Genomic DNA, 22546 nt, shown 5'->3' on the forward strand with positions numbered 1-22546 from the left:
CCGCAGACGAGCAATCAATTTTAAGAGGATCTTATGCAACAGATAACCTTGTCTTTTCCGGCTTCACGCCACCTCAGCGGTAAGGCGCTGGCGGGTGTTGTCGGGTCCGGCGATATGGAAGTGCTGTTCACAGCGAACAGCAGCCATGTCCTGAGCGTGGCCATCACCACCTCAGTCGATAACAGCAGCCCGCGCTGGCAGGCGCTGTTTGAACGTATCAGCAGTTTTGGCTCACTACCTGCCGGGCAGATGACCATTCATGATTTTGGTGCCACCCCCGGCGTGGCCCGCATTCGCATTGAACAGGTGTTTGAGGAGGTAGCCGATGCGTAACGACAGCAGCTTTATCGAACTGAAAGCGCGTGAGCGTGCACGTCTGCTGCTGGATGACGGTAGCTTCCGCGAGCTGCTCGACCCGTTCGACGGCATTATGTCGCCGTGGCTGGGTGCTCAGGGCGTTGTGCCGCAGTCTGATGACGGCATGGTGGTGGCAAAAGGCACCATCGATGGTCAGCCCGCCGTGGTGATTGCCATTGAAGGGGCATTCCAGGGGGGCAGCATGGGCGAAGTCTCCGGGGCGAAAATGGCGGCTGCACTCGAACTGGCCGCGGAGGATAACCGCAAGGGTATCGCTACGCGCGCGGTGCTTTGCCTGGAAACCGGCGGCGTACGGCTACAGGAAGCCAATCTCGGTCTGGCAGCGATTGCGGATATCCACGCCGCCATTGTCGACCTGCGGCGCTACACCCCGGTGGTCGGCATTATCGCGGGCACAGTGGGGTGCTTTGGCGGGATGTCGATCGCCGCCGGGCTGTGCAGCTATCTGATAGTGACCCGCGAGGCCAGGCTGGGTCTGAATGGTCCGCAGGTGATTGAACAGGAAGCGGGCATTGATGAGTACGACTCTCGCGACAGGCCATTTATCTGGAGCATGACCGGAGGAGAAGTGCGCGCCCGCAGCGGCCTGGTGGATGCGATTGTCGCCGACGGTCAGCATGTCGTACAGCAGGCAATGCGTACGGCGCTGGCGAAGGGCGTTCCGGCGCTACATCGTTCACAGCGTTATCAGCACTATCTGCCGCGTCTGGCGCAGTTCGATACCCGCCAGCAGGCCGATGCGCAACAGATTACACAGCTATTCAGTGGGGAGGATCACAAATGAAACAGCCAACAGGACGCGGTGAAATCTGGCTACAGCAACTCAGTGCCGGAGCGGCCCGTTTACCGGGGTTATGCCCGTCGGTGCAGGTTGCTGACGGTCACGTAAACGGGGAAGCCGTGCGTTTTATTGCCGTGGTGCCGGACGCCGATAACCACTATCCCCGCGCCAGACAGGGTGAAGTTGGACTGTTAGAGGGCTGGACACTGGCGAAAGTGGTCAGCGAAACCGTGGCGCAGGATGCCAAAAAAGACGACAAGCGGCCGATTATCGCGGTGATTGATGTTGCCAGCCAGGCCTACGGTCGGCGTGAAGAGGCTTTTGGAATTCATCAGGCGCTGGCCGCTGCCGCCGGGGCTTACGCTGAAGCGCGACTGGCGGGGCATGTGGTGATTGGGCTGATAGTCGGCAAAGCGATGTCCGGGGCTTTCCTGGCACACGGCTACCAGGCCAACCGGCTGATTGCCTTTAACGACAGCGGCGTGCTGATTCATGCGATGGGCAAAGCGGCGGCGGCACGCATTACGCTGCGCAGCGTCGAGGCGCTGGAAAAACTGGCGCAGACCATCCCGCCGATGGCTTACGACATCAAAAATTACCACAGTCTGGGCTTGCTGGAAGCGCTGCTGGATATTCGTCAGCCTGATGCACCCGATGCCGCCGACGTGTCACAGGTGCAACTGGCGCTGGCGGCGGCTATCACCGCCGCACGCCATGAGCCTGGGTTGCAGTGCCGACTGAAAGCAGAGAACCGTCGCAGTTCACACACCGTCAGAGAACGGATGCGTCAACTCTGGTAAGGCCCGTTGCGAAATCGATAAGACAACCTGCGAGGCTGCCGGATATCAGACAGATACCCGGTAGTCTGAACATAATAATCATCATCGCGCCTGTGCTTACTTCAACTAACAGGTGATGTTATGACTTACGTGATCGTTCATGCTCTTGCCCCCATCTTTATCATTATGCTACTGGGCTTTTATGCCGGCAAAGCCGGGATGGTGGATAATAAAAATGTCTCATTACTGAATATCTTTGTGATGGATTTTGCCCTGCCTGCGGCCTTGTTCAGTGCCACCGTGCAGACGCCGTGGGCCGGTATTATCCAGCAGTCGCCGCTGATTCTGGTATTGGTGCTGGCGATGTGGATTGTCTATGCGGCGATCTACTTTCTCAGTACCCGGGTGTTTAAAAAATCACCGCAGGATGCGGCGGTACTGACGCTGACCGTGGCGTTGCCGAACTATGCGGCCCTGGGCTTGCCGATCCTCGGTAGCGTGCTGGGAGAAGGTGCGTCGACATCGCTGTCGGTCGCGGTGTCGATCGCCTGCGGTTCCGTGCTAATGACGCCGTTCTGCCTGCTGACGCTGGAGCGCGAAAAAGCACGTGCAGCGGGTGATGCGGGCAGCACCGGCATCGGCATGTTGCCGGTGCTGATGTGGCGTTCGGTGACCAAGCCGATTGTCTGGGGGCCGCTGCTCGGTGTGGTGTTATCCGGGCTGGGTGTGAAGATGCCGGAGCTGGTGCTGGCGGCAATCAAACCGCTCGGACTGTCGGCCACGGCGGGCGCACTGTTCCTGACCGGGGTGATCCTGTCGGCGCGTCAGCTGAAGATCAACGGCGTGGTGGTGGTGTCGAGTATTACCACCATGCTTATTCAGCCTTTTATTGCCTGGGGACTGGTGCTGGCCCTGGGGCTTAGCGGACAGGTGGCGATCACGGCGATCCTGATGGTGGCATTGTCAGCCGGTTTCTTTGGCGTGGTGTTCGGCAACCGTTTTGGCGTGCAGTCGCCGGATGCGGAAGCGACACTGCTGATCAGTTCGCTATTGTGTATCATCACGTTACCGCTGTTTATCACCCTGACATCCGGGATGTAACATGACCTTGACGCCACATGATTTGATCTGGATCCGCACTGCTGACGCGATGGAGGGCGATCTGCCCGACTGGGTTGCCAGCCAGTGGCGGCGAGCCTTGCCGCTGGTGGTACGTCGTGACCATGATCAGGATGGGCGTATTCCGGTTGGGGTGCGTGGCCTGCGGCGTGAGCAGCGTGCCGCAGGCTGGGTGGCCGCAGAGCATGTGGTCCGCACGCTGTCGCCGGAGGCACTCAGTGTGGCGGAGCATCTGCTGGCTTCTCCTTTTGTTTCCCAGCCGCCGGTACAGGCGGCTATTCAACTGGCGCAGCAGCGCTGGACATGGGCGTGGGGCGTTACCGGCAGCGTGGGTTATGCGCTGGCAACAGAAGTCCCGGTACTGCATAACGACAGCGATCTCGACCTGCTGATCCGCTGCCCGGAACCCGTGGCGCAGCAGGAGCTGGAACGCTGGCAGCAGTTTGTCAGCCAACTGCCTTGTCGTGTGGATACACAGGTGGAAGTGCCACAAGGCGCCTTTGCCTTAAGTGAATGGCTGCGTGACGGGCGCGTGCTGTTGAAAACCAACGCAGGCCCGCGCATCACCACCCAGCCGTGGAGTGTCATACCATGAAAATACTGTTCTCTTTTCCAGGTCAGGGGCCACAGCGCCCCGGAATGCTGCAACAGCTCCCCAACGGACAGGCGTTACTTGATGAGGCCAGTGAGGTGCTGGCGGAGGATGCTCGCCAGTTGGATCAGGCCAGCGCGCTGCAACATACCCGGGCGGTACAGCTCTGTCTGCTGATTACCGGCGTGGCGCATGCGCGTGAACTCCAGCGGCAGGGCATTGTGCCGGATATCACCTGCGGCCTGTCGATTGGTGCTTTTCCGGCGGCGGTGGTGGCCGGGGCGCTGGCGTTTGATGATGCCTTACGGCTGGTTGCGCTGCGCGGTACGCTAATGGAGGAAGCTTATCCGCAAGGCTACGGCTTGACGGCGATTATCGGGCTGGAGGTATCACAGCTGACACCGCTGCTGGGCAACGACTGCTGGCTGGCTAACATCAATGCGCCGCAGCAACTGGTGATTGCCGGCAGTGACGCCGCGATGAGCGCCGTCGCCACCCGCGCACGTCACGCTGGGGCGCAGAAAGTTCATCGGCTGGCAGTGAGTGTGCCTTCTCACTGCGCGCTGCTGGCCGAACCGGCTATGAAACTGGCGATGGCATTTCAGGCGGTGTCACTGACGCGCCCACACTGTGCGTATCTCAGTGGCAGCACGGCACGTGTGCTGTGGCAGCCGGAGCAGATTGCTGACGATCTGGCGAAAAATATGTCGCGTACGGTGCGCTGGCATGAGGCGATGGTGGCGGCCCGCGAACGGGATGTGGGGCTGGCGATTGAAATGCCGCCGGGGTCGGTGCTGACCGGCCTTGCGCGCAACGCATTTTGCGGCAGCGCAGGGGAAGCGATCGCACTGGAACAGAGCGGTGAGCTGCTGGCTAAGCGCCTCGCGGAACGTCTGACGTAGTCGTCACGGTGTGCTGCGTTGGCGGCTGTACATGCGGCCTTCGGCCACCAGCGCCAGCAGGTTTGGGTCATGCTCGCGGTTACGCTCAAAGACAATCCCGATCTTCTGGCGCATCTGATACGGCTCGGCCAGCCTGAGCAACTGCACCGAGTTCTCATACACCCGCTTCATCCTGCCCGGCAGCAGTGTAAAACCGACCCCCGCCTGTACCAGGCTCAGCATCGAGAAAATATCATTTACCCGGGTGACAATATTTGGCGCATACCCGGCAACATGAAACGCTTCCTGGAAGCCCTGCCAGGTGGCGAAGCCTTCCGCCAGTGAGACAAATTTTTGCTGACGAAAATCGCGCAGGTCCGCCGGGAATCGGGTGTCCAGCCCCGAAGTAGAAGGCGCGGCAAGGAAGATATCATCATCAAACAACGGCAGACATTCGAAGCGATTGTAGTCCAGTTCACCGGGGGCGATGGCGATCAGAATAGCATCCAGCGAGCCTTCTGAAAGGCGTGTGGTGAGCGTCTGGTTTGAACCCATAGTCAGTTCCAGTTCCAGATCGGGGCGACGCAGTTTCATCCCCATAATCAGCTGCGGAATGGTTTCCAGCGTCAGGGAGTAGAGTGTTCCCAGACGCATATGTCCCTGGCCCATGCCCGCCGTTTTCCTTGTTTCTTCCACGCCGCGCGACATCATATCCAGCGCTTCCTGACTGTACTCCCACAGCGTATGTGCGGCAGGCAGCGGGACCAGGCTGCGGCCTTTGTGAATAAACAGCGGGCAGCGCACGCTCTCTTCCAGGCTGTGCAGCGCCCGATGAACGCTGACGCTGCTGATACCCAGTGCATCAGCGGTACGCGCCAGATTACCCCGGTTCATAAAGGCGATGAAAATTTCCAGTTTACGAAAAGTGATGTCTGAATCAATGTTCATGGCAGCCTGTACTCAGGTGGCAGGAAAGTGTGGAAACAGGCTTTATTCTAGGCTGTTACAGCCTGCGTTGCTTAACGCAATCATGCGCTATTACCTGTAACCAGGTGTTTCTCCGCACGCAAAGCCGTCGATAAATAACATTCATGGCAGACCGCTGTTTTGTGCTTTTGGTGGACCAGGCCTAAACAGAAAAGTCATCAGCGACAAATTAGTCGTCAATCATCCGTGTTACCGGTTTTATTCACTGTTATGCGATGAAATTTGCTGATGGATCCTTGCTTACATTTCACTGAGTTTAGCGCCAATTATCTGACTGGCAGGGGAAAAAATATCGCATAGTCTTATTCACTGTCGGTGCCTGTGCGCCGTCAATAATGTTTATTTTGACTGACATAAGGAAATCAAAGGATGAATCCTCTTTCACGTCGCAGTTTTATGGCTTTTGCCGCCGGTGGTACCGTAGCGCTGGCGGCCGGTAAGGTTCATGCTCACGAACAGCCCGCTGCCCAGCCCTGGAATGGAAAAATGGGCGGCACCGATCCCGGCCCGCGAGACCTGATCCGTGAGGGGGAAAACCCTGATATTGTAAACCCCCCGGAGACCGATAGCGGCACCTTACCGAATTTGCGTTTCTCCTTCAGTGATGCGCATGTGCGCAAAGGCAGTGGCGGATGGACTCGCCAGGTGACTCAGCGTGAGCTGGGGATCTCGACCACCATTGCTGGCGTGGATATGCGCCTGAACAGCGGGGGTATCCGTGAGTTGCACTGGCATAAAGAGGGCGAATGGGCCTATATGCTGTATGGCAATGCGCGCATTACCGCGCTGGATACCGACGGCGGCTGGTTTGTGGATGATGTCGGCGTGGGCGATTTATGGTATTTCCCGTCAGGTATGCCGCACTCGATTCAGGGGTTGGGGCCGGATGGCTGCGAGTTTTTGCTGGCCTTCGACGATGGCAACTTCGATGAAGACAGCACGTTCTTACTCAGTGACTGGTTCAAACATATTCCCCCGGACGTGCTGGCGAAAAACTTCGGTGTGCCTGCCAGCACCTTCAGCTCGCTGCCGTCACCGTCAGACGAGTATATTTTTGCCGGTCAGGTGCCGGGGCCCCTCAGTGCCGATGCCATTGCCGGCGCGAAACGTTCTACGCTGAAGTTTAGCCATCGTATGATGGCGCAAACGCCGATGACGCTGAAAGGCGGAACGGTGCGCATTACCGACTCCTCCAACTTTACAATCTCGAAAACCGTCGCCGCCGCGCTGGTGGAGTTACAGCCGGGAGCGATGCGTGAGCTGCACTGGCATCCGAATAACGATGAGTGGCAGTACTATCTGGAAGGGGAAGGTCGCATGGGCGTGTTTGCTTCCTCGGGTGAGGCGCGAACCTTTGATTTTCGCGCCGGTGATGTCGGCTATGTACCGTTTGCCATGGGCCACTACATTGAGAACACCGGTGATAAACCGCTGCGTTTTTTAGAGCTGTTTAAAAGCGATTATTATGCGGATCTGTCGCTTAATCAGTGGCTGGCACTGACCCCTCCGGCGCTGGTGAAACAGCACCTGCACCTTGATGATGCCTTTATGAAGGCCCTGAATAAAACCAAAACCCCGATCGTTAAATAACCCTGAATCGCTTCGGGCGGGGCATGCCCCGCCCCTACGGCGGGGGCAGGCCCGTCCGGCCCGTCCCAACAACCCGCAGCATTCCGTAGGGGTCAGGCACGCCCGGCCCGTCCCGACAACCCGCAGCATTCCGTAGGGGTCAGGCACGTCCGGCCCGTCCCAACAACCCGCAGCATTTCGTAGGGGTCAGGCACGCCCGGCCCATTCCGACAACCCATAGCATTCCGTAGGGGTCAGGCACGCCCGGCCCATTCCGACAACCCATAGCATTCCGTAGGGGTCAGGCACGCCTGACCCGTCCTGGCCCGCAACGCCACTGTCGTTCGCTATCGCACTGTCACCTCCCTGTCATCTACGCTCAGTATGTTTTAACGCGTTACTGTGACTGACGGAGCTGAACTGCATTTATGTCTGCGATCCTGATCGATAACCTGTGTAAATCCTTTGGTTCGCAGCCGGTGCTGCGCGATGTGTCACTCCATATTGAACACGGTGAATTTATTGCGGTACTCGGCCCTTCCGGCTGCGGTAAGACCACTCTGTTGCGTACGCTGGCCGGTTTTGAAACCCCGGATGCGGGAACGATCAGCATAGGTGAACGCTGTTACAGCGCGCCGGGGCAGCATCTGCCGCCGGAACAGCGCGATCTGAGCATTGTCTTTCAGAACTACGCGCTGTGGCCGCATATGTCAGTGGCGGAAAACGTGGAATACGGTCTGAAAGTGAAAGGAATGGCACGCGAGCTGCGTCAGCAGCGGGTGGCGGCGGCTCTGTTACAGGTCGGGCTGGAAGGAATGGCCGAACGCAAGCCGGCCGATCTCTCTGGCGGCCAGCGGCAGCGCGTGGCACTGGCCCGCTGTCTGGTGACGCGTCCTCAGGTGGTATTGCTCGACGAGCCTCTGGCCAACCTTGATGTCCATCTGCGCGCCACCATGGAAGAGGAATTCACCCGCTTTCACCAGCACTCTGGCGCCACGCTGGTGTATATCACTCACGACCAGCACGAAGCGATGGCGCTGGCCGACCGCATTGTGGTGATGCACGCCGGGCAGGTGATGCAGTTCGCCAGCCCGCAAACCCTTTACCGCCAGCCCGCCTGTGAAATGGTGGCGCGCTTTATTGACGATGGCCGCGTGGTCACGGTCAGCGATATCGAACCGGACGGGCACGGCAGCGCCTGGGTCACGCTGTACGGACAGCGTATCTCCCTGCGCGCCAGCCCACAGCAGGCCGTACTGCCTGTCGGGAAAATCTGTCTGCATGCAGCCGATTTACGCCTGGCAACGGAAGAACAGCCGGGCTTCTGGGGCACCATCCAACGGGTGATTTACCGTGGCGGTTACCGCCAGCTGGAGATTGCGCCGGAGGCTGATCCGGAAAACCGCCTGACGCTGATGCTCACCGATGAGCCACTGTGGCAGACGGGTGAGCGCCTGAAGCTGTCGATCATTGATGGCTGGGTTATTCCTGCTTAATTTTTCTCTCATGTACCATCATTTAAAGGACTTCAGGGATATGCGTAAAACGATAAAAAATCTGGCGCTGCTGGTGGGTTTCTCTTCACTGTCCGCCATGGCTGCCGATGGCAAACTGGTGGTATATACCTCGCAGGCACCGGAAATTGCCCAGCAAACGATGGATGCCTTTAAAGCGGCGAACCCCGGCATCGACGTGTCCTGGACGCGTAACGGCACCACGCAATTGATGAACGTGCTGCGGACCGAAATGATGAGCGGTGAGGTGAAAGCCGACGTGCTGCTGGTGGCAGATGCCATTAACCTCGGCGCGCTGAAGAAAGAGGGCAAACTGATGGCCTGGCCGGAGGCGCCGGTCAGCAACATCAGCCCTGATTTCTATGACAAAGATAAGACCTGGTTTGGCACCAAAATCATCGCCACGGTGATTGGCTATAACACCCAAAAGGCCAAACCGGTAAACAGCTGGATGGCGTTGACGGCGGCAGATAACCGGGGGCAGGTGGCGGTGCCAAGCCCGCTTTACTCCGGTGCGGCGCTCTATCATCTGCACACGGTGATCAATACGCCGACGATTGGCTGGGATTTTTATCAGAAACTGGCCGCGAACGGCGTGACCCCGGAAGGTGGCAACGGCCCGGCGCTGAAAGCGGTGGCCAGCGGCATGGCGAAATATGGCGTGATCACCGATGCCGATATTATCCGTGCTAAGAAGCAGGGATCCCCGGTGGACCTGGTCTATCCGCAGGAAGGCGTGTCCTATGTGACAGAGCCGGTGGCGATCCTTAAAGGGGCGCATAACGTGGCCGCTGCCAAAGCTTTCGTCAGCTTTATGCTGTCGGAGAAAGGTCAGCAGTTAGTCGCGACCCAGGGGAACCGTCCTGTCGACAAACGTGTGGCTGCGCCGGAAGGCTTTGCGCCGATGGAGAGCATCAAACTGCTGACGCTGGATACCGATAAAGCGGTGGCCGACGATAAGCAGGTGCGGGATAAATTCACTGAAATCTTTGGTGGCTAAAGGATGAGCGTGCTGCCTTCTCTGACGCGCAGCCTGCCGGGGCAGCGCAGGTTTCGTTTGCCCGGCAGCGAGCACGGGGTGCTGTGGCTGCTGGCGCTGATGATTGGCCTGCTGTCGGTGGCCCCGCTGGCGCGGCTGGTTTGGGCCGCCGTGGCGCCGCAGGGTGTGCCGGACAGTCAGCGTCTGTTTGAGCTGCTGGCCACCCCGCGCGTGCTGCGTGCCACAGGCAACACGCTGCTGATTGCGCTGGCCTCGACGGCACTGGCGCTGTTGCTGGGGACGCTGGCTGCCTGGCTGGTGGCGCTGAGTAATATGCGTGCGAAAGCGGCATGGGTCTTTGCGTTTATCCTGCCGCTGATGATCCCCCCGCAGGTCACGGCGCTGGCCTGGGTACAGGCGCTGTCACCGTCCAGCCTGGTGATGCAGGCGCTGGTGGCAGTTGGGCTGCCGTTTGACAGCGGCGGGCCACCGCCGCTCTATTCGCTGGGCGGTATTATTCTGCTGCTCGGCCTGCACAATGCGCCACTGGTATTTCTGGCGGTGCGCGCCGGGCTGCAACGCCTGCCCGCCGAACTGGTGGAGGCGGCTCGCATTACCGGCGCATCGCCGCTGCACGTCCTGCTGACGGTGGTCCTGCCGCTGGCGCGTCCGGCGATCTTTGCCGGAGCGGCGCTGTCGTTTGTGGCGGCGGCCGGCAATTTTGGTATTCAGGCCATGCTCGGTATTCCTGGCCGGGTGCCCACGTTGATCACGCTGGTTTATCAGCAGCTTAATACCACCGGACCGGGCGCACTGCCTGATATGGCGGTGCTCTCGCTGCTGCTGGCGGCAATCACCCTGGGCGGTATGCTGGTCAGTAATCTGCTGGGCGGGCGACGCGATGTGCGCGTGAATGGCAGCACGCAGCCGTTCAACCAGTCCCTTGGGCGCTGGCGTCTGCCAGTGGAGTGTACGGTCTGGTTGCTGATGGTGCTGATCCTGCTGCTGCCGCTCTCGGCGCTGCTGACCACCTCGCTGACGCAGGGTTTTGGTCAGTCACTGAACCTGCAATCACTGACGCTGCTTAACTACCGCAATGCGTTGTTTGACTACCCGGCGGTGCGTCATGCTTTTCTCACCAGCCTGGGGCTGACGCTGCTGGCGGTGGCAATCCTCACGGTGATGGCGCTGTTTATGGCCTGTTTCCTCAGCTGGCACCGCAGTCGCCTGGTGCGGGTGCTGCATCTTTCCAGCGAACTGGCTTACGCCTTGCCTGGTGTGGTGACCGGGATTGCCGCGCTGCTGTTCTTCCTGAAACCGTTGCCGCTGGTGAATGTCAGCCTGTACGGCACGGTGTGGATTATTCTCGCGGCCTATCTTTCCAACTTCCTGGCGCTGGTGCTGCGGCCAACGCTGGCCGGTTTTGCCCGCATCGAGCGTTCGCTGGATGAAGCCGCACAGCTGGCGGGAGCGGGGTTTCTGCGGCGCATGCGTGACATTGTGCTGCCGCTGGTGGCGCCTTCGGCGATTGCCGGGGCGATTCTGGTGTTCCTGACTGCGCTGAACGAAATTCAGGTATCGATTCTGTTGGTGACCTCCGCAACGCAGACCCTTGGACCGACGATTGTCTTCCTCGATGAGGGCGGCTCCTCAACGCTGGCCGCCGCGGTTGGCTGTCTGATGATCCTGCTGGTGGTGGGGCTGATGCTGCTGGCGTCATGGCTGGCACGACGTCATCGGGGTGTGCTGCCATGGCAGGTTTAAACCGTTATCTAATGGCGTTTACGGTCAACGGCAGGTCAAGGTCAAGGGGCGGCGGCGACTGGCCGCCCCTTGTCGCTCAGCCCGCGAAGCGGGAAAGCGAAACGCCCTTGACCTTGATCTTGACCTGAAGACCTTGACCTGAAGACCTTGACCTTAAAACCCTGGCCTTTCGGATCACCTCCTACGGCAACACCGGATATACCCCCGGCCCAATCGGCAGCCCCAGCGCATACCACACCAGCAGCAGCGCAATCCACACGGCAAAAAACACCAGCGGATACGGCATAATCAGCGTGTAATAGGTCCCGAGCTGCGCGTCTTTACGGTAGCGTTGCAGGAAGCCAAGGAATAGCGGCAGGAACGGTGACATTGGCGACAGCGGCAACACAGCAGAGTCAGCGATGCGGAAAATCATCTGTGCGAAAGCCGGGTGGAAGCCCAGCAGCATAAACATCGGCACGAAAATCGGTGCCAGGATCGACCAGATAGCTGACCCACTGGCGATAAACATGCAAAGAAATGCCGACAGGAACATCAGCCCGATAAACGCCGGTGCGCCGGTCATGGACATTTGCTCCAGCACATCCGTCAGCCCCACCGCCATAAACGTGCCCATATTGCTCCAGTTAAACATCGCAACAAACTGGGCGAGCGGGAACACCATCACGATAAATCCGGCCATGCTTTTCATCGGTTCAATCAGCAGGGCAGGCACATCATCCGGGCGGGCGATCTGCTTTGTCGCCACGCCGTAAGTGATCGCCACCACAAAGAAGAACAGAATAATCAACGGCACAATGCCCTGAATAAACGGCGAAGGGATGATCGCGCCGCTGGCCGGATTGCGCAGCATCGCCCCTTCAGGTACCACCATCAGCGCCACCAGACCGATAAATACCACTGCCGCCAGCGCACTCATCAGCAGGCCACGGTTCTGTAACGGTGTCAGGCTGGCGAGCTTCTCTTCGCTGTTGCCCTGCCAGGCAGGCAGGCGGGGTTCAACAAACTTATCCGTCAGCAGCCCGCCCGCGAAGGTCAGCACGATCACCGAGCTGGCCATAAAGAACCAGTTATCGATGACGCTAACGTGTACGGTATCGCTCACCGCTTTGGCCGCCTCACTGCTGATGCCCGAGAGCAGCACATCGGTGGTCACAATCAGCAGGTTGGCGGTAAAGCCGGAAGCCACCCCGGCAATCGCGGCAAGCAGCCCGGCGACCGGATGACGACCAACGGCAATAAACATCAGGGCACCCAGTGGCGGCATCACCACCAGTGCGGCATCCGACGAAATATGACTGAAAAAGGCGATAAACAGCACCATATAACTGGCGTAGCGGGCGCTGACAAACGAGGCCATCTTATTCATCAGTGCCTGCAACAGCCCGGTTTTCTCGGCCAGTCCGGCACCGATCATCAGCGCGAGGATCGAGCCCAGCGGGGCAAAGCCGCTGAAGTTTTTGATGATATTCGGCAGGATCCACTGGATCCCCGCCACGCTCAGCAGGTTTTTGACCTCGACCATTTTACCGCTGGCCGGGTTTTTCACCGCCACGCCGAACCAGGAGAGCAGCGCGGTCGATATCATCAGTACAGCGATCAGATAAACAAATAACAGAAACGGATTAGGTATCTTGTTGCCGATGCGTTCAATCCAGTAAAAAATCTTTCCCGGGCTTTTGTTGGCCGCTGTTGTTTCGCTCATTGATTAACCCTATTGCCTTGTCGTCGTTATGATGGTGTTTGCGTGTTATTTTTTTAACGGGGCCGGGATCGAGCCAGGCCTCCGGGAACGTCGAATATCGTTACGCCAGCGGCGTTGGTTTAACGCCTGCCGGAATGGGGCAGTGGTAAGGCTGTCTGGCCCGCTGCTGACGGAACTCCTGCTGGGCCTTATCCAGGACATCCGCATCGCTGAATAATGCCAGCGCGGTTGCCGCCAGGGTTTTACCTGCAAGACACATGCCTTTATGAGCAATCGGGGTGCGGCCCTGGGCCACTAACTGCCAGCTGTGCAGTGCCGTGCCGAAGGCAAAACAGGGGGTAAAGCACTGTGCGGTCGGTGCCACCCAACTGACATCACCCACATCGGTTGAGCCGTACAGCACCTCTTCACTGGCGCAGTACGGAGCAACGCTCTCCATCAGCACGCGATCGCCCAGCTCCTCTACCCAGGCGTGGCCCGCAATCCCCCCTGTACGCGCAGCGTTCAGCCGGGCGTTACGCAAATCGTCGGCGTTCAGCGTCTGGCGAATATCGGCGGCAAACTGGCGTTCTTCGTCGGTATAATCGGGCAATCCAAAATGCGTGAGCTGGCGATACATCAGCTGTTCCAGCACCCGGTTGGGCTGATAGTTGGAACAGGCTTTTTCAAAGCGCACACTCATCTGCGTCCCGGTCATCAGCGCGGCGCCACGAGCGATATCGGTGACCCGCTGGTAAATATCCTCCAGCTGGTCAAGCTGCGGTGCGCGCACCAGATACAGTACTTCTGCCTCCGCCTGCACCACATTGGGGGAACTGCCGCCGCTGTTGGTCACCGCATAGTGCAGCCGCGCTTCAGGAATAATGTGTTCGCGCAGGAAGTTAGCGCCGGTATTCATCAATGTGACAGCATCCAGCGCGCTGCGTCCGAGGTGCGGTGCATTGGCCGCATGAGAGGCGACGCCACTGAAGTGAAACGCCGCCTGGATGTTGGCGAGGGTAGCGGTATTAAACATGCCGCTGAAACCCTCAGGGTGCCAGGTCAGCGCGGCATCGACATCGTCGAACAGCCCTTCACGCACCATAAAGGTTTTACCGGAGCCACCCTCTTCGCCGGGGCAGCCGTAAAAGCGGATCGTGCCCGTTGCGCTGTTCTGTTGCAGCCAGGCCTTGACCGCACAGGCCGCCGCCAGCGCGGCGGTGCCCAACAGATTGTGGCCGCAGCCGTGGCCGTTGCCGTCCGTGACCAGCGGCGTGCGTGTGCTGCATCCCGCCAGCTGGCTCAGCCCGGCCAGCGCGTCATACTCGCCCAGCAGGGCAATCACCGGCTGACCGTTCCCGTAGCTGGCGATAAACGCAGTTTCAATGCCACCCGCCGCCTGTTCAATGCTAAAACCTTCCTGCTCCAGCACCCCGGAGAGCAGTCCGGCGGCAAAGGTTTCGGTAAAGCGCGTTTCTGGCTGGTCCCAAATGGCATCGCTTAATGCGCTGAATCGCGCCTGGTGCTGGTCGATGTAGTGCGCCACAAAGTCATTCATTGCCTGGTTCATCACGCCTCCACTTCGAATTCAGCAATATTGAGTGCAATCGCCGCGAGGGTTTTCACCGCCACCGCCATCACCTGCTCATTGAAGTCGAATTTTTCGTTGTGGTGCCCGGCGCTCAGTTCGGTGCCGAAAATGATGTAGGAAGCCTGCCCGCCGTGCTGCTTGACCCGCTCCATCATGTAGGTGGCATCTTCCGATCCGGCCGCCACACCGCGCTTGTCAACCCGTGAGGTCAGTTCGGGAATATGCCTTGCCTGGTGGCGAATGTAACGCACCCACGGGGCGGTGGGCTGACTGCTGCGCGCCGCGCCCATCAGCGTGACCTGATGCTCCACGCCGTACATCTCTGCCGCCCCTTTCAGGGTTTGTAGCGCACGCTGGTAGATAAAATCGTTGATTTCATTGGTTGCGCCACGGGTTTCCACTTTCATCATTGCACGGTCAGCGACGACATTACGCCCGGTACCTGCCTGCAAGACGCCAACGTTGACACGGGCGCTGCCGCCGCTGTGCTGGGTCAGGGTGTGCAATCCCAGCGTGGCCTGCGCGGCGGCCAGCAGCGCGTTGCTGCCCTCTTCGGGGCGAGCACCCGCATGGGCAGCATTGCCACGGAAGCTGACGTCGAGCTTGGTGGTGGCCATAAAGTTATCGCTGCCGCACACCAGTTCACCCGCTGGAACGCCGGTGCCGATATGGATGGCGGTAAAGAAGTCGACGTCATCGACTACACCCGCTTCGACCATCGATTTTGCGCCGCGAGTGCCTTCCTCTGCTGGCTGGAAAATCAGCTTGATGGTGCCGCTCAGTTCGGCTTCGAACTGCTTCAGGACCTGTGCCAGGCCAAGGCCGATGGTGGTGTGGCCGTCGTGGCCGCAGGCGTGCATCATGCCCGCATTGACGGAGCCAAAGCCCTCGGCGTGCGGGCGATGCTCCGCCGTCTGGTTTTCAATCACGTCCAGCGCATCCATATCCACGCGGAACGCCATCACCGGGCCGGGGCGGCCAGTCGCCAGCGTGGCGACAATCGCGCAGAAACCGCCGGAGAAGTGCGGCAGCCACTCCGGCAGCGCCCCCTGTTCCCGTGCGCGCTGTTCGTGTTGCGCCAGTACCTCCGGCGCAGGCAGGCCCATGCGCGCTTCGGCTTTCACCACCTCTTTACCCAGCTGGAGCTGATAGCCAAGTCGATGGAGTTCGGCAGCCACGAGGGTGGCGGTGCGGAACTCCAGCCAGCCGGATTCGGCAAATTTATGCAGGTCACGCCGCCGAGCCTCTAGACGGGGTGCAATCTCTTTCACAAAGTCAGCAATAGCCTGGTGCATGGGTCATCCTTCTGATTGGGCATCATGATTTCAGTGTTATTACTTTCTGTTCTACACAATGGAATCCACGGGCAGAAGATGCCAATATCTTGTGACTGATAATCAGTGGTTATCACATAAGGAAAACCTATGCCTGCCTCCATCAAGTTACACCAGCTACGCGCTTTTGTTGACGTTGCCCGTCACGGCAGCATTCGTGCTGCCAGCCGGGCCGCCGGATTGTCACAGCCCGCGCTGACTAAATCGATTCAGGAGCTGGAGGAGGTGCTGGGTGCAAGGTTGTTTATCCGGCGCAGCCAGGGCGTGGCGCTCACCGAGATTGGTGATAACTTTTTTCAACATGCGAGCCTGGTCCTTGAAGAGTTGCGCGTGGCCCAGGAGGACATACAGCAGCGGCTGGGGCTGGCGGGGGGCACGGTGAACATCGGTGTGGGCGGCAGCATTGCGCGAACGCTGATGCCACAGGTGATCACCCAGTTTCGTCGCCAGTTTCCCAATGTGAAAATCCGCATTGTGGAAGGGCAACTGGTCTCAATGATCCCTGAGTTGCGACAGGGCGAGCTGGATTTCACCATCAACACATCCTATCCCGGTCATCTGGACAGCGAGCTGAGCTATGAAAGGCTGATGGAGCGCGAATATCGCGTCGTGGTGCGCAAAGGGCATCCGTGTGAGCACGTGACGTCGCTGGCGGAATTGCAGCATTGCGACTGGACGATGCCAACGCCACGCGGCAGCTATTATCGCCTGCTGCATGATCTGCTGCACGATATGGGCATGGCCCCGGCGATCAGCGTCACCTGCGAAACCTTTATGGCCTGCACCAGCCTGATCGCACAGAGTGATTTTGTCAGTATTCTCTCCAGTGATGTGATCGGCGACCCGATCCTCGGCAACCAGCTGGTGGCGCTGAATATTAAAGAGGTGCTGCCCAATGCCACGTTTTATCTCATTCAGCGGAAGGACAGTACGCTGACGCCGATGGGGGCAGAGCTGGCGCGCTTATTCCGTCTTCATTGCTGCCACGTCCACAAGGAGGATTAACCTGATGTGGAAGAGCAGAAGACAAATTTCCTCTGAATGTGGGCGATTTTTCATTCGCCAACGTATTAGTAAAAGCGATAGATTACTCTGCATCGCCGAATGATCTTAACCCCAGCGGAGCCACGAATGATGCCCAGCGAGCTTGTCACTATCCAGCGCTACCGACCGCAATACCAGCCTGGCGTTGTGCAGCTAATCCTGCCGATCCAGAATCAGGAGTTTGGCATTGCCATCACGGCAGCCCAGCAGCCGGATCTCAGCGATATCGGGAATTTTTACCAGCAGGGCAACGGCGATTTCTGGCTGGCGCAGATTGGCGATCGCGTAGTGGGCTGCATTGGCCTGAAGGATATTGGGCAGCAGCAAACGGCGCTGCGTAAGATGTTTGTTGCCGCCCCGTATCGCGGCCGGGAGTGGGGCGTGGCATCGGCGCTGCTCAATACGCTGATGATGCACGCGCGCCATCGTGGCGTGGCGGATATTTTTCTCGGTACCACCGCTAAATTCCTTGCTGCGCACCGTTTTTACGAGAAAAACGGCTTCAGTGACATTCCTCAGACGGATCTGCCGGTCAACTTCCCCGTGATGACGGTGGATACGAAGTTCTACCGCTTTACCTTCTCATCCTGATGCGAAATTTCCTGACACATATTGTAATAACCCCGCCCTCGTCGTAGCATTCCTCAGCAAAATTGAGATTGAGAATAATTATTATTTCCTCTGTGGAGAGTGCTATGACGTTCTGGGGTAAAGCAGTGATCTTTGCTGGCGGTTTGTTCGCGTCGGCCAGCCTGCTGGCGGCACCGTTTGTGGTGGAAGATGTCAGCGGCCGTAAGGTCGAAATCAAATCCGAAGTAAAACGCATGATCCTCGGTGAAGGGCGGCAGATCTACCTGCTGGCGGCCTTTGATACCGATGCACCGTTCCAGCGCGTGGTGGGCTGGCGCGACGATCTGCCGAAAGCCGATTTTGACAGCTATCAGATCTACGCCAAAAAATACCCGTCCATTACTTCACTGCCGACCTTTGGTGGTGCGAAAGATGGCACCTTTAACGTTGAGCAGGCGCTGACGCTGAAGCCCGATCTGGTATTGATGAACCTGGAATCGAAAGCCGCCATCGATGAATCTAAACTGACGGAAAAACTCGACAAGCTGGGCATCCCGGTGGTGTTTATCGATTTCCGCGAAAAGCCGTTTGAGAACGCGGTGAAAAGCATCCGCATTATGGGGCAACTGGTCGGTAAACCTGAACGTGCGGAAGAGATCATCGCCTTCCGTCAGCAGCAGATCGATATCGTCACCGAACGCCTGAAAAACTATCAGGGCCCGCGTCCTAAAGTGATGCTGGATCGTGCCGGTGGCTATACCGAAGAGTGCTGCATGTCCTTCGGCGACGAGAACTTCGGCCGTATGGTCGAAGTGGCAGGGGGAACGAATATTGCCAAAGGGCTGATCCCAGGCACCTTCGGTACGCTGAATCCTGAGCAGATTATCGCTTCACGCCCGGATGTGGTGGTGGTGACCGGTGCGAACTGGAAAAACTACAACACGGCCGGTGGCTGGGTAGGTGTGGGGCCGGGTGCGGATATGACGCTGGCGACCCAGCGTTTAACCGCCCTGATGGCGCGTCCGGCATTCCGTACGTTGCCGGTGGCCACCAACGGTAATGCTCACGCTATCTGGCATCAGTTCTACGACAGCCCTTATCAGTTTGTCGCGATTCAGATGCTGGCAAAATGGCTGCATCCGGAGCTGTTTAAGGATATCGACCCGGACGCCACGTTCCGTGAGTTCCATCAGCGGTTCCTGCCGATTGATTATCAGCCAGGTTACTGGGTGACGTTGAAACCGACGCCGTAAAGCAAAAAAAAGCGGACCGCAAAACGGTCCGCTTTTTTTAATAGCCAACCGCTGGCGGCCGGCGACTCATCAAGAGCGTCATCATTACGCCTGGTGTGCGCCAGGTTCGCTCAGTTTCTGCAAATCTTTATCCACGAAGAACAGTGCCTGACCGCTGTTACCCACCAGTGCCAGTTTATCCAGTACAGATTTGAACAGCTTCTCTTCTTCGTGCTGCTCAGACACATACCACTGCAGGAAGTTAAAGGTGGAGTAGTCCTGGGTGGTCATGGCTGCGTGCGCCAGTTCGTTGATTTTAGCGGTGATCAGCTGCTCGTGCTGATAAGCCTGCTCCAGCACTTCGTGCAGGGAGTTGAAGGTGACCGGCGGGGCTTCAATGGTGCCCAGTACCGGCATCGCGCCCGTATCGCTCAGGTAGTTGAACAGACGCTGCATGTGCTGCATCTCTTCTGTGGAGTGCTCACGCATAAACGCAGCAGCACCCTCGAAGCCTTTGTCGTTGCACCATGCGCTCATCTGCAGGTACAGGTTGGCAGAATAGAATTCCAGATTCAGTTGATCGTTCAACTGAGCGGTCATTTCATTAGTCAGCATGGTGACTCCTTTAACATTATATTTTGCGATTTATTACTCTGAATAATTCATGTTACAGGGACAGAGTGAATGTTTCTGTAACGTGAAGTATAACGAGTAAAACAGGTGATTTCTGCGCATTATGCACGCAGACTGGTAAAATAAAAACCGTTTTATATAGCATAGGCTAATTTAAATTTATCGCCTAAGAGTATGATTGGTAAGTGATAATCATTCCACGATGAATATAAACAGTTCAGCTTTTTAAATGATTATGATAACTATTCCTATTAGGTTATAAATCAGGTCAATATGGCGGAATGAGAATTAATCCGTAATGGGTTATTTCTTATAAGGTGTTATTTTTACAGAGAATGAATTGCCTTTATCCGCCAGGGATAAAGGCAATATGGTTTACTGCGGGTCGGTGACCAGACGGTCGAGGATGGCCTGAGCGGTTTTAATATCGGTCACCAGCGCGTTGATCATGCCGGAACGCACGGCACCAATAATCCCGGCGGCTTTCTCTGCTGTGGCCGCCACGCCGATGCACAATGGTGTCTGACGAAGCTGGTCTGGTGACGCCGCAATCATCCGCTGTTCACCCTCCCAGTGCAGCACTTCCCCCTGTTCGGTCACGTAGTGACGCAGAACATCGCCCGCTGCATGGCTGAGCGCCTGCTCATCGGGGGTGGCAGTGCTGGTTTCGCTGGGGTGGGGCGCATGATGCGTCAGGCCGACGCCCACGATGGCCACGTCCAGCTTGTCCCACAGCGAGGTAATTTGTTGCACGCCCGGATCGCAGAGAAACGCATCACGCAGCACCGACGATGAGATATAGGGCGCGTGCAGGAAATGCGGCGTTCCTTCCATCTGTTCTGCGGCCTGGCGCACAAATTCGTTAATCTGAAAATGCGCTGCCGCCTGCTGCATCCCGCCATTGAGCGCCACCGTCATCACTCCCGGCAGGCGTGGCAGGCCGGATAGCGTCACTTCACGTACCGCCCGTCCCCAACCGATGCCCACCACCGAACCACTGACCAGATCGGCCTGCTGAAGCAGCGAAGCCAGCGGCGCATTCAGAGCGCTGAGGACATTGCCGGGCGGGGATTCCACCACGGCGGCGGTTTTTAATCCCAATCGGGCAATCAAATCCGCGGTGATCTCCTCAGGAGACGTCAACTCAATCACCTCTATTCGCACAATCCCCGCTGCGCGCGCTTTAGTCAGCAGACGCGAGATCGTGGCGGTGGACACGCCCAGTTTTTTAGCGATATCGACCTGCGACATATCGGACTGATAGTGCAGCTTCGCCACCATATGCATCATGGCCCGTGTGGTGGCGGGATCTTGTAAAAGTGGCTCTTTCAGGGTTGTAATTCCTTTCTGCAATGTATTACACTCCATTCATCGGTTGGAGAATTATTGCTCAACACCAGCAAAATTGCAACGTGCACAGGTGGCTGAAACCCCTGACAGGACTGGAGATTCACCGGCAACAGCCCGGCGTCGTGCACACAGGCTAAAGGTAACTTTCGGGTCGTCTACGACGGCTTTTTTACCCTGTAATCTGTATAGGAGTTCACCCTAATGTCACACATGTCCACTTCTGAACTGCGCGGTTATCAGCAAATTTGCGGCAGCAACGGCGCGATGCTGGTCATTGCCTGCGACCAGCGCGGTGCGATGCGAACGCTGTTAAGCGCCGATCCCGACCAGCAAAAAGCCATTTCCGAGCAGCAGCTCGGCGCTATCAAGGCGGATATCACCCGCTATCTCGCCAGCCAGGCTTCCTGCGTGCTGGTGGATGCCGTCTGTGCCGTACCGGATCTGGTGGATAACGGGATTATCAATCGTGATACCGCTCTGCTGATTGGCCTGGATGCGTCGGGTTTCGATACTACCCCGGAAGGCTACCGCAATTCACGTCTGGTGGAGGGCATCAGCGCTCGCCGCGTGCGTGAACTGGGCGCTAACGGCGGTAAAATTATGGTCTATTTACGCGCCGACCGCCCGGATGCGAATCAACATAACCTCGATATTTTGCGCCACTGCATCGAAGACTTCGCCCGTGAAGATCTGCTGCTGGTGGTGGAGTTTCTTACCTATCCCCTGCCGGAAGAGTCAGAGGACGCGTATAAAAGCCGTGTGCCGTCACTGATCTATGAAGGAACCAAACTGTCACTGGAACTGGGTGCCAAAGTGCTGAAAATTCCGTATCCTGGGTCCGCTAAAGCCTGTGCCGATATCACCGAGCTTGCCGGGGATGTGCCCTGGGCCGTACTCTCGGCAGGGGTGGATCATACAACTTTCCTGACCCAGGTGGCGGATGCGATGAGCAACGGCGCTTCCGGTGTGATTGCCGGGCGTGCATTGTGGAAAGACTGCATCTCGCTGGATCGCCGTATCACCCGTGAAAATCTGGAAACGCTGGCCATCCCACGTCTGCGTGAAATCCAGGCGGTGATCGGCAAGTATTTCCATGCCCGTAGCACAGAGGAAAAAACCCGCCATGCCTGAGCAGCCCGTTTTGCAGCACTCTGCCCCCCGGACTCACGGTAAACGCCTGGTGATGGTGAACGGCGTACCCGCATCGGGAAAAAGCCATATCGCCACCCGTCTGTCGACGGCGACCGGTTGGCCGCTGCTGACGCTGGATCAGATTAAAGAGCCGTTTATGCGTCAGATTGACGGCATTGACCGCCCGATGAACCGTAAGCTGGGCATTGCCGCTTATCAGGTGATCTGGTCGATTATTGCCGCTGCCCCGGCAGGTAACACCTTTATTGTTGATGCGTGGTTTGGCTTCCAGCCAAAAGCGGATCTGTCAGGGTTTATCAACGCGGCGGGCATTGATCGCATCGCTGAGATCTGGTGCCAGATCCCGGGTGAGATGGCAGCGCAGCGTTACAGCAGCAGGCTGGGTGCAAGATTACCGGGACATCCGGGAGCGGAATACGTGGCAGAACTGCAACAACTGGCTGACCGCGCCGAACCGATGCAACTCGGGCCGGTATGGGTTGCCGATCAACGCAACGAGATCGACTTCAATCGGTTAATTCACTGGACGCAGGAGATCGTGAATCAGGCTTAGTTAATTTATTCGCCTCTGCCAAAAATAAACAGGATTAATCCTGAATATTAACGGTGTATT

General features: G+C 58.0%; 21 protein-coding genes. 15 read left to right on the forward strand and 6 right to left on the reverse strand.

The genetic code is table 11. The annotated features are described in order from the left end of the window. The first annotated feature begins 33 nt into the window (after positions 1-33). From mdcC to mdcH, 6 genes are all read left to right on the forward strand, one after another. The gene (gene mdcC, locus WH279_RS07770) at positions 34-333 is read left to right on the forward strand and encodes a malonate decarboxylase acyl carrier protein (RefSeq protein WP_227535686.1); all 300 of its coding nucleotides are present in this window, start codon (positions 34-36) and stop codon (positions 331-333) included. Next, entirely contained in the window at positions 326-1162 is an 837-nt protein-coding gene (locus WH279_RS07775) for a biotin-independent malonate decarboxylase subunit beta (RefSeq protein ID WP_339455610.1), read from the forward strand. The genes mdcC and WH279_RS07775 overlap by 8 nt, the downstream gene beginning before the upstream one ends. After that, a complete protein-coding gene (gene mdcE / locus WH279_RS07780) occupies positions 1159-1959 on the forward strand; it encodes a biotin-independent malonate decarboxylase subunit gamma (protein WP_339455612.1) in 801 nt (266 codons plus the stop codon). Before WH279_RS07775 ends, mdcE begins: the two co-directional genes overlap by 4 nt. 120 nt (positions 1960-2079) lie before the next feature. Further along, positions 2080-3039: an AEC family transporter gene (locus WH279_RS07785; protein ID WP_339455614.1), complete on the forward strand. Its 960-nt coding sequence runs from the start codon at positions 2080-2082 to the stop codon at positions 3037-3039. Position 3040: 1 nt separating this feature from the next. Then, positions 3041-3652, forward strand: coding sequence for a malonate decarboxylase holo-ACP synthase (locus WH279_RS07790; protein WP_339455616.1), 612 nt, complete (start codon positions 3041-3043; stop codon positions 3650-3652). Then, positions 3649-4551, forward strand: coding sequence for a malonate decarboxylase subunit epsilon (mdcH, locus tag WH279_RS07795; protein ID WP_339455618.1), 903 nt, complete (start codon positions 3649-3651; stop codon positions 4549-4551). Before WH279_RS07790 ends, mdcH begins: the two co-directional genes overlap by 4 nt. 3 nt (positions 4552-4554) lie before the next feature. Here mdcH and WH279_RS07800 read toward each other — a convergent pair whose 3' ends face one another. After that, complete coding sequence (locus tag WH279_RS07800) at positions 4555-5478, reverse strand: LysR family transcriptional regulator (protein WP_339455620.1); 924 nt, start codon at positions 5476-5478, stop codon at positions 4555-4557. Positions 5479-5886: 408 nt separating this feature from the next. On the opposite strand from WH279_RS07800, the gene WH279_RS07805 reads away from it, so the two are divergent. The 4 genes from WH279_RS07805 (at position 5887) to WH279_RS07820 (ending at position 11343) form a co-directional block, all read left to right on the forward strand. Beyond that, on the forward strand, positions 5887-7107 hold the full coding sequence (locus WH279_RS07805; RefSeq protein ID WP_339455622.1) for an oxalate decarboxylase family bicupin: 1221 nt from the start codon (positions 5887-5889) through the stop codon (positions 7105-7107). Positions 7108-7514: 407 nt separating this feature from the next. Then, the gene (locus WH279_RS07810) at positions 7515-8582 is read left to right on the forward strand and encodes an ABC transporter ATP-binding protein (RefSeq protein WP_339455624.1); all 1068 of its coding nucleotides are present in this window, start codon (positions 7515-7517) and stop codon (positions 8580-8582) included. Positions 8583-8622: 40 nt separating this feature from the next. After that, positions 8623-9600, forward strand: a complete 978-nt coding sequence (locus tag WH279_RS07815; RefSeq protein ID WP_339455626.1) for an ABC transporter substrate-binding protein — start codon at positions 8623-8625, stop codon at positions 9598-9600. Between the two features lie 3 nt (positions 9601-9603). Next, a complete protein-coding gene (locus WH279_RS07820) occupies positions 9604-11343 on the forward strand; it encodes an ABC transporter permease (RefSeq protein ID WP_339455628.1) in 1740 nt (579 codons plus the stop codon). Between the two features lie 181 nt (positions 11344-11524). Here the strand turns inward: WH279_RS07820 and abgT are convergent, their stop codons facing one another. The 3 genes from abgT to WH279_RS07835 all read right to left on the reverse strand — a co-directional run bounded on the left by abgT (position 11525) and on the right by WH279_RS07835 (position 15913). Continuing rightward, complete coding sequence (gene abgT, locus WH279_RS07825) at positions 11525-13048, reverse strand: p-aminobenzoyl-glutamate transporter (protein WP_200641103.1); 1524 nt, start codon at positions 13046-13048, stop codon at positions 11525-11527. A 100-nt stretch (positions 13049-13148) separates the two neighbouring features. After that, positions 13149-14597, reverse strand: a complete 1449-nt coding sequence (locus WH279_RS07830) for a M20 family metallopeptidase (RefSeq protein WP_339455630.1) — start codon at positions 14595-14597, stop codon at positions 13149-13151. Continuing rightward, entirely contained in the window at positions 14597-15913 is a 1317-nt protein-coding gene (locus WH279_RS07835; RefSeq protein WP_200641105.1) for an amidohydrolase, read from the reverse strand. Before WH279_RS07835 ends, WH279_RS07830 begins: the two co-directional genes overlap by 1 nt. Positions 15914-16042: 129 nt before the next feature. Here WH279_RS07835 and WH279_RS07840 point away from each other — a divergent pair, with 129 nt between their 5' ends. From WH279_RS07840 to WH279_RS07850, 3 genes are all read left to right on the forward strand, one after another. Further along, positions 16043-16957, forward strand: coding sequence for a LysR family transcriptional regulator (locus tag WH279_RS07840; RefSeq protein ID WP_339455633.1), 915 nt, complete (start codon positions 16043-16045; stop codon positions 16955-16957). Between the two features lie 126 nt (positions 16958-17083). Continuing rightward, positions 17084-17587, forward strand: coding sequence for a GNAT family N-acetyltransferase (locus tag WH279_RS07845; protein WP_339455635.1), 504 nt, complete (start codon positions 17084-17086; stop codon positions 17585-17587). A gap of 104 nt (positions 17588-17691) precedes the next feature. Continuing rightward, a complete protein-coding gene (locus tag WH279_RS07850) occupies positions 17692-18819 on the forward strand; it encodes an ABC transporter substrate-binding protein (RefSeq protein WP_339455637.1) in 1128 nt (375 codons plus the stop codon). Positions 18820-18903: 84 nt separating this feature from the next. Here the strand turns inward: WH279_RS07850 and ftnA are convergent, their stop codons facing one another. Together ftnA and WH279_RS07860 are read right to left on the reverse strand one after the other, a co-directional pair. Beyond that, positions 18904-19413: a non-heme ferritin gene (ftnA, locus tag WH279_RS07855; RefSeq protein WP_133843710.1), complete on the reverse strand. Its 510-nt coding sequence runs from the start codon at positions 19411-19413 to the stop codon at positions 18904-18906. 393 nt (positions 19414-19806) lie between these two features. Continuing rightward, on the reverse strand, positions 19807-20784 hold the full coding sequence (locus WH279_RS07860; protein ID WP_234472201.1) for a sugar-binding transcriptional regulator: 978 nt from the start codon (positions 20782-20784) through the stop codon (positions 19807-19809). Between the two features lie 198 nt (positions 20785-20982). Here WH279_RS07860 and WH279_RS07865 point away from each other — a divergent pair, with 198 nt between their 5' ends. Together WH279_RS07865 and WH279_RS07870 are read left to right on the forward strand one after the other, a co-directional pair. After that, positions 20983-21912 (forward strand): tagatose-bisphosphate aldolase, encoded by a 930-nt coding sequence (locus WH279_RS07865; RefSeq protein WP_339455641.1) that lies wholly within the window; start codon positions 20983-20985, stop codon positions 21910-21912. Further along, a complete protein-coding gene (locus WH279_RS07870; RefSeq protein ID WP_339455643.1) occupies positions 21905-22486 on the forward strand; it encodes an AAA family ATPase in 582 nt (193 codons plus the stop codon). Before WH279_RS07865 ends, WH279_RS07870 begins: the two co-directional genes overlap by 8 nt. Positions 22487-22546: the final 60 nt, after the last annotated feature.

Source organism: Erwinia sp. MYb375, from assembly GCF_037479175.1.
Taxonomy (GTDB): Bacteria; Pseudomonadota; Gammaproteobacteria; order Enterobacterales; family Enterobacteriaceae; genus Erwinia; species Erwinia rhapontici.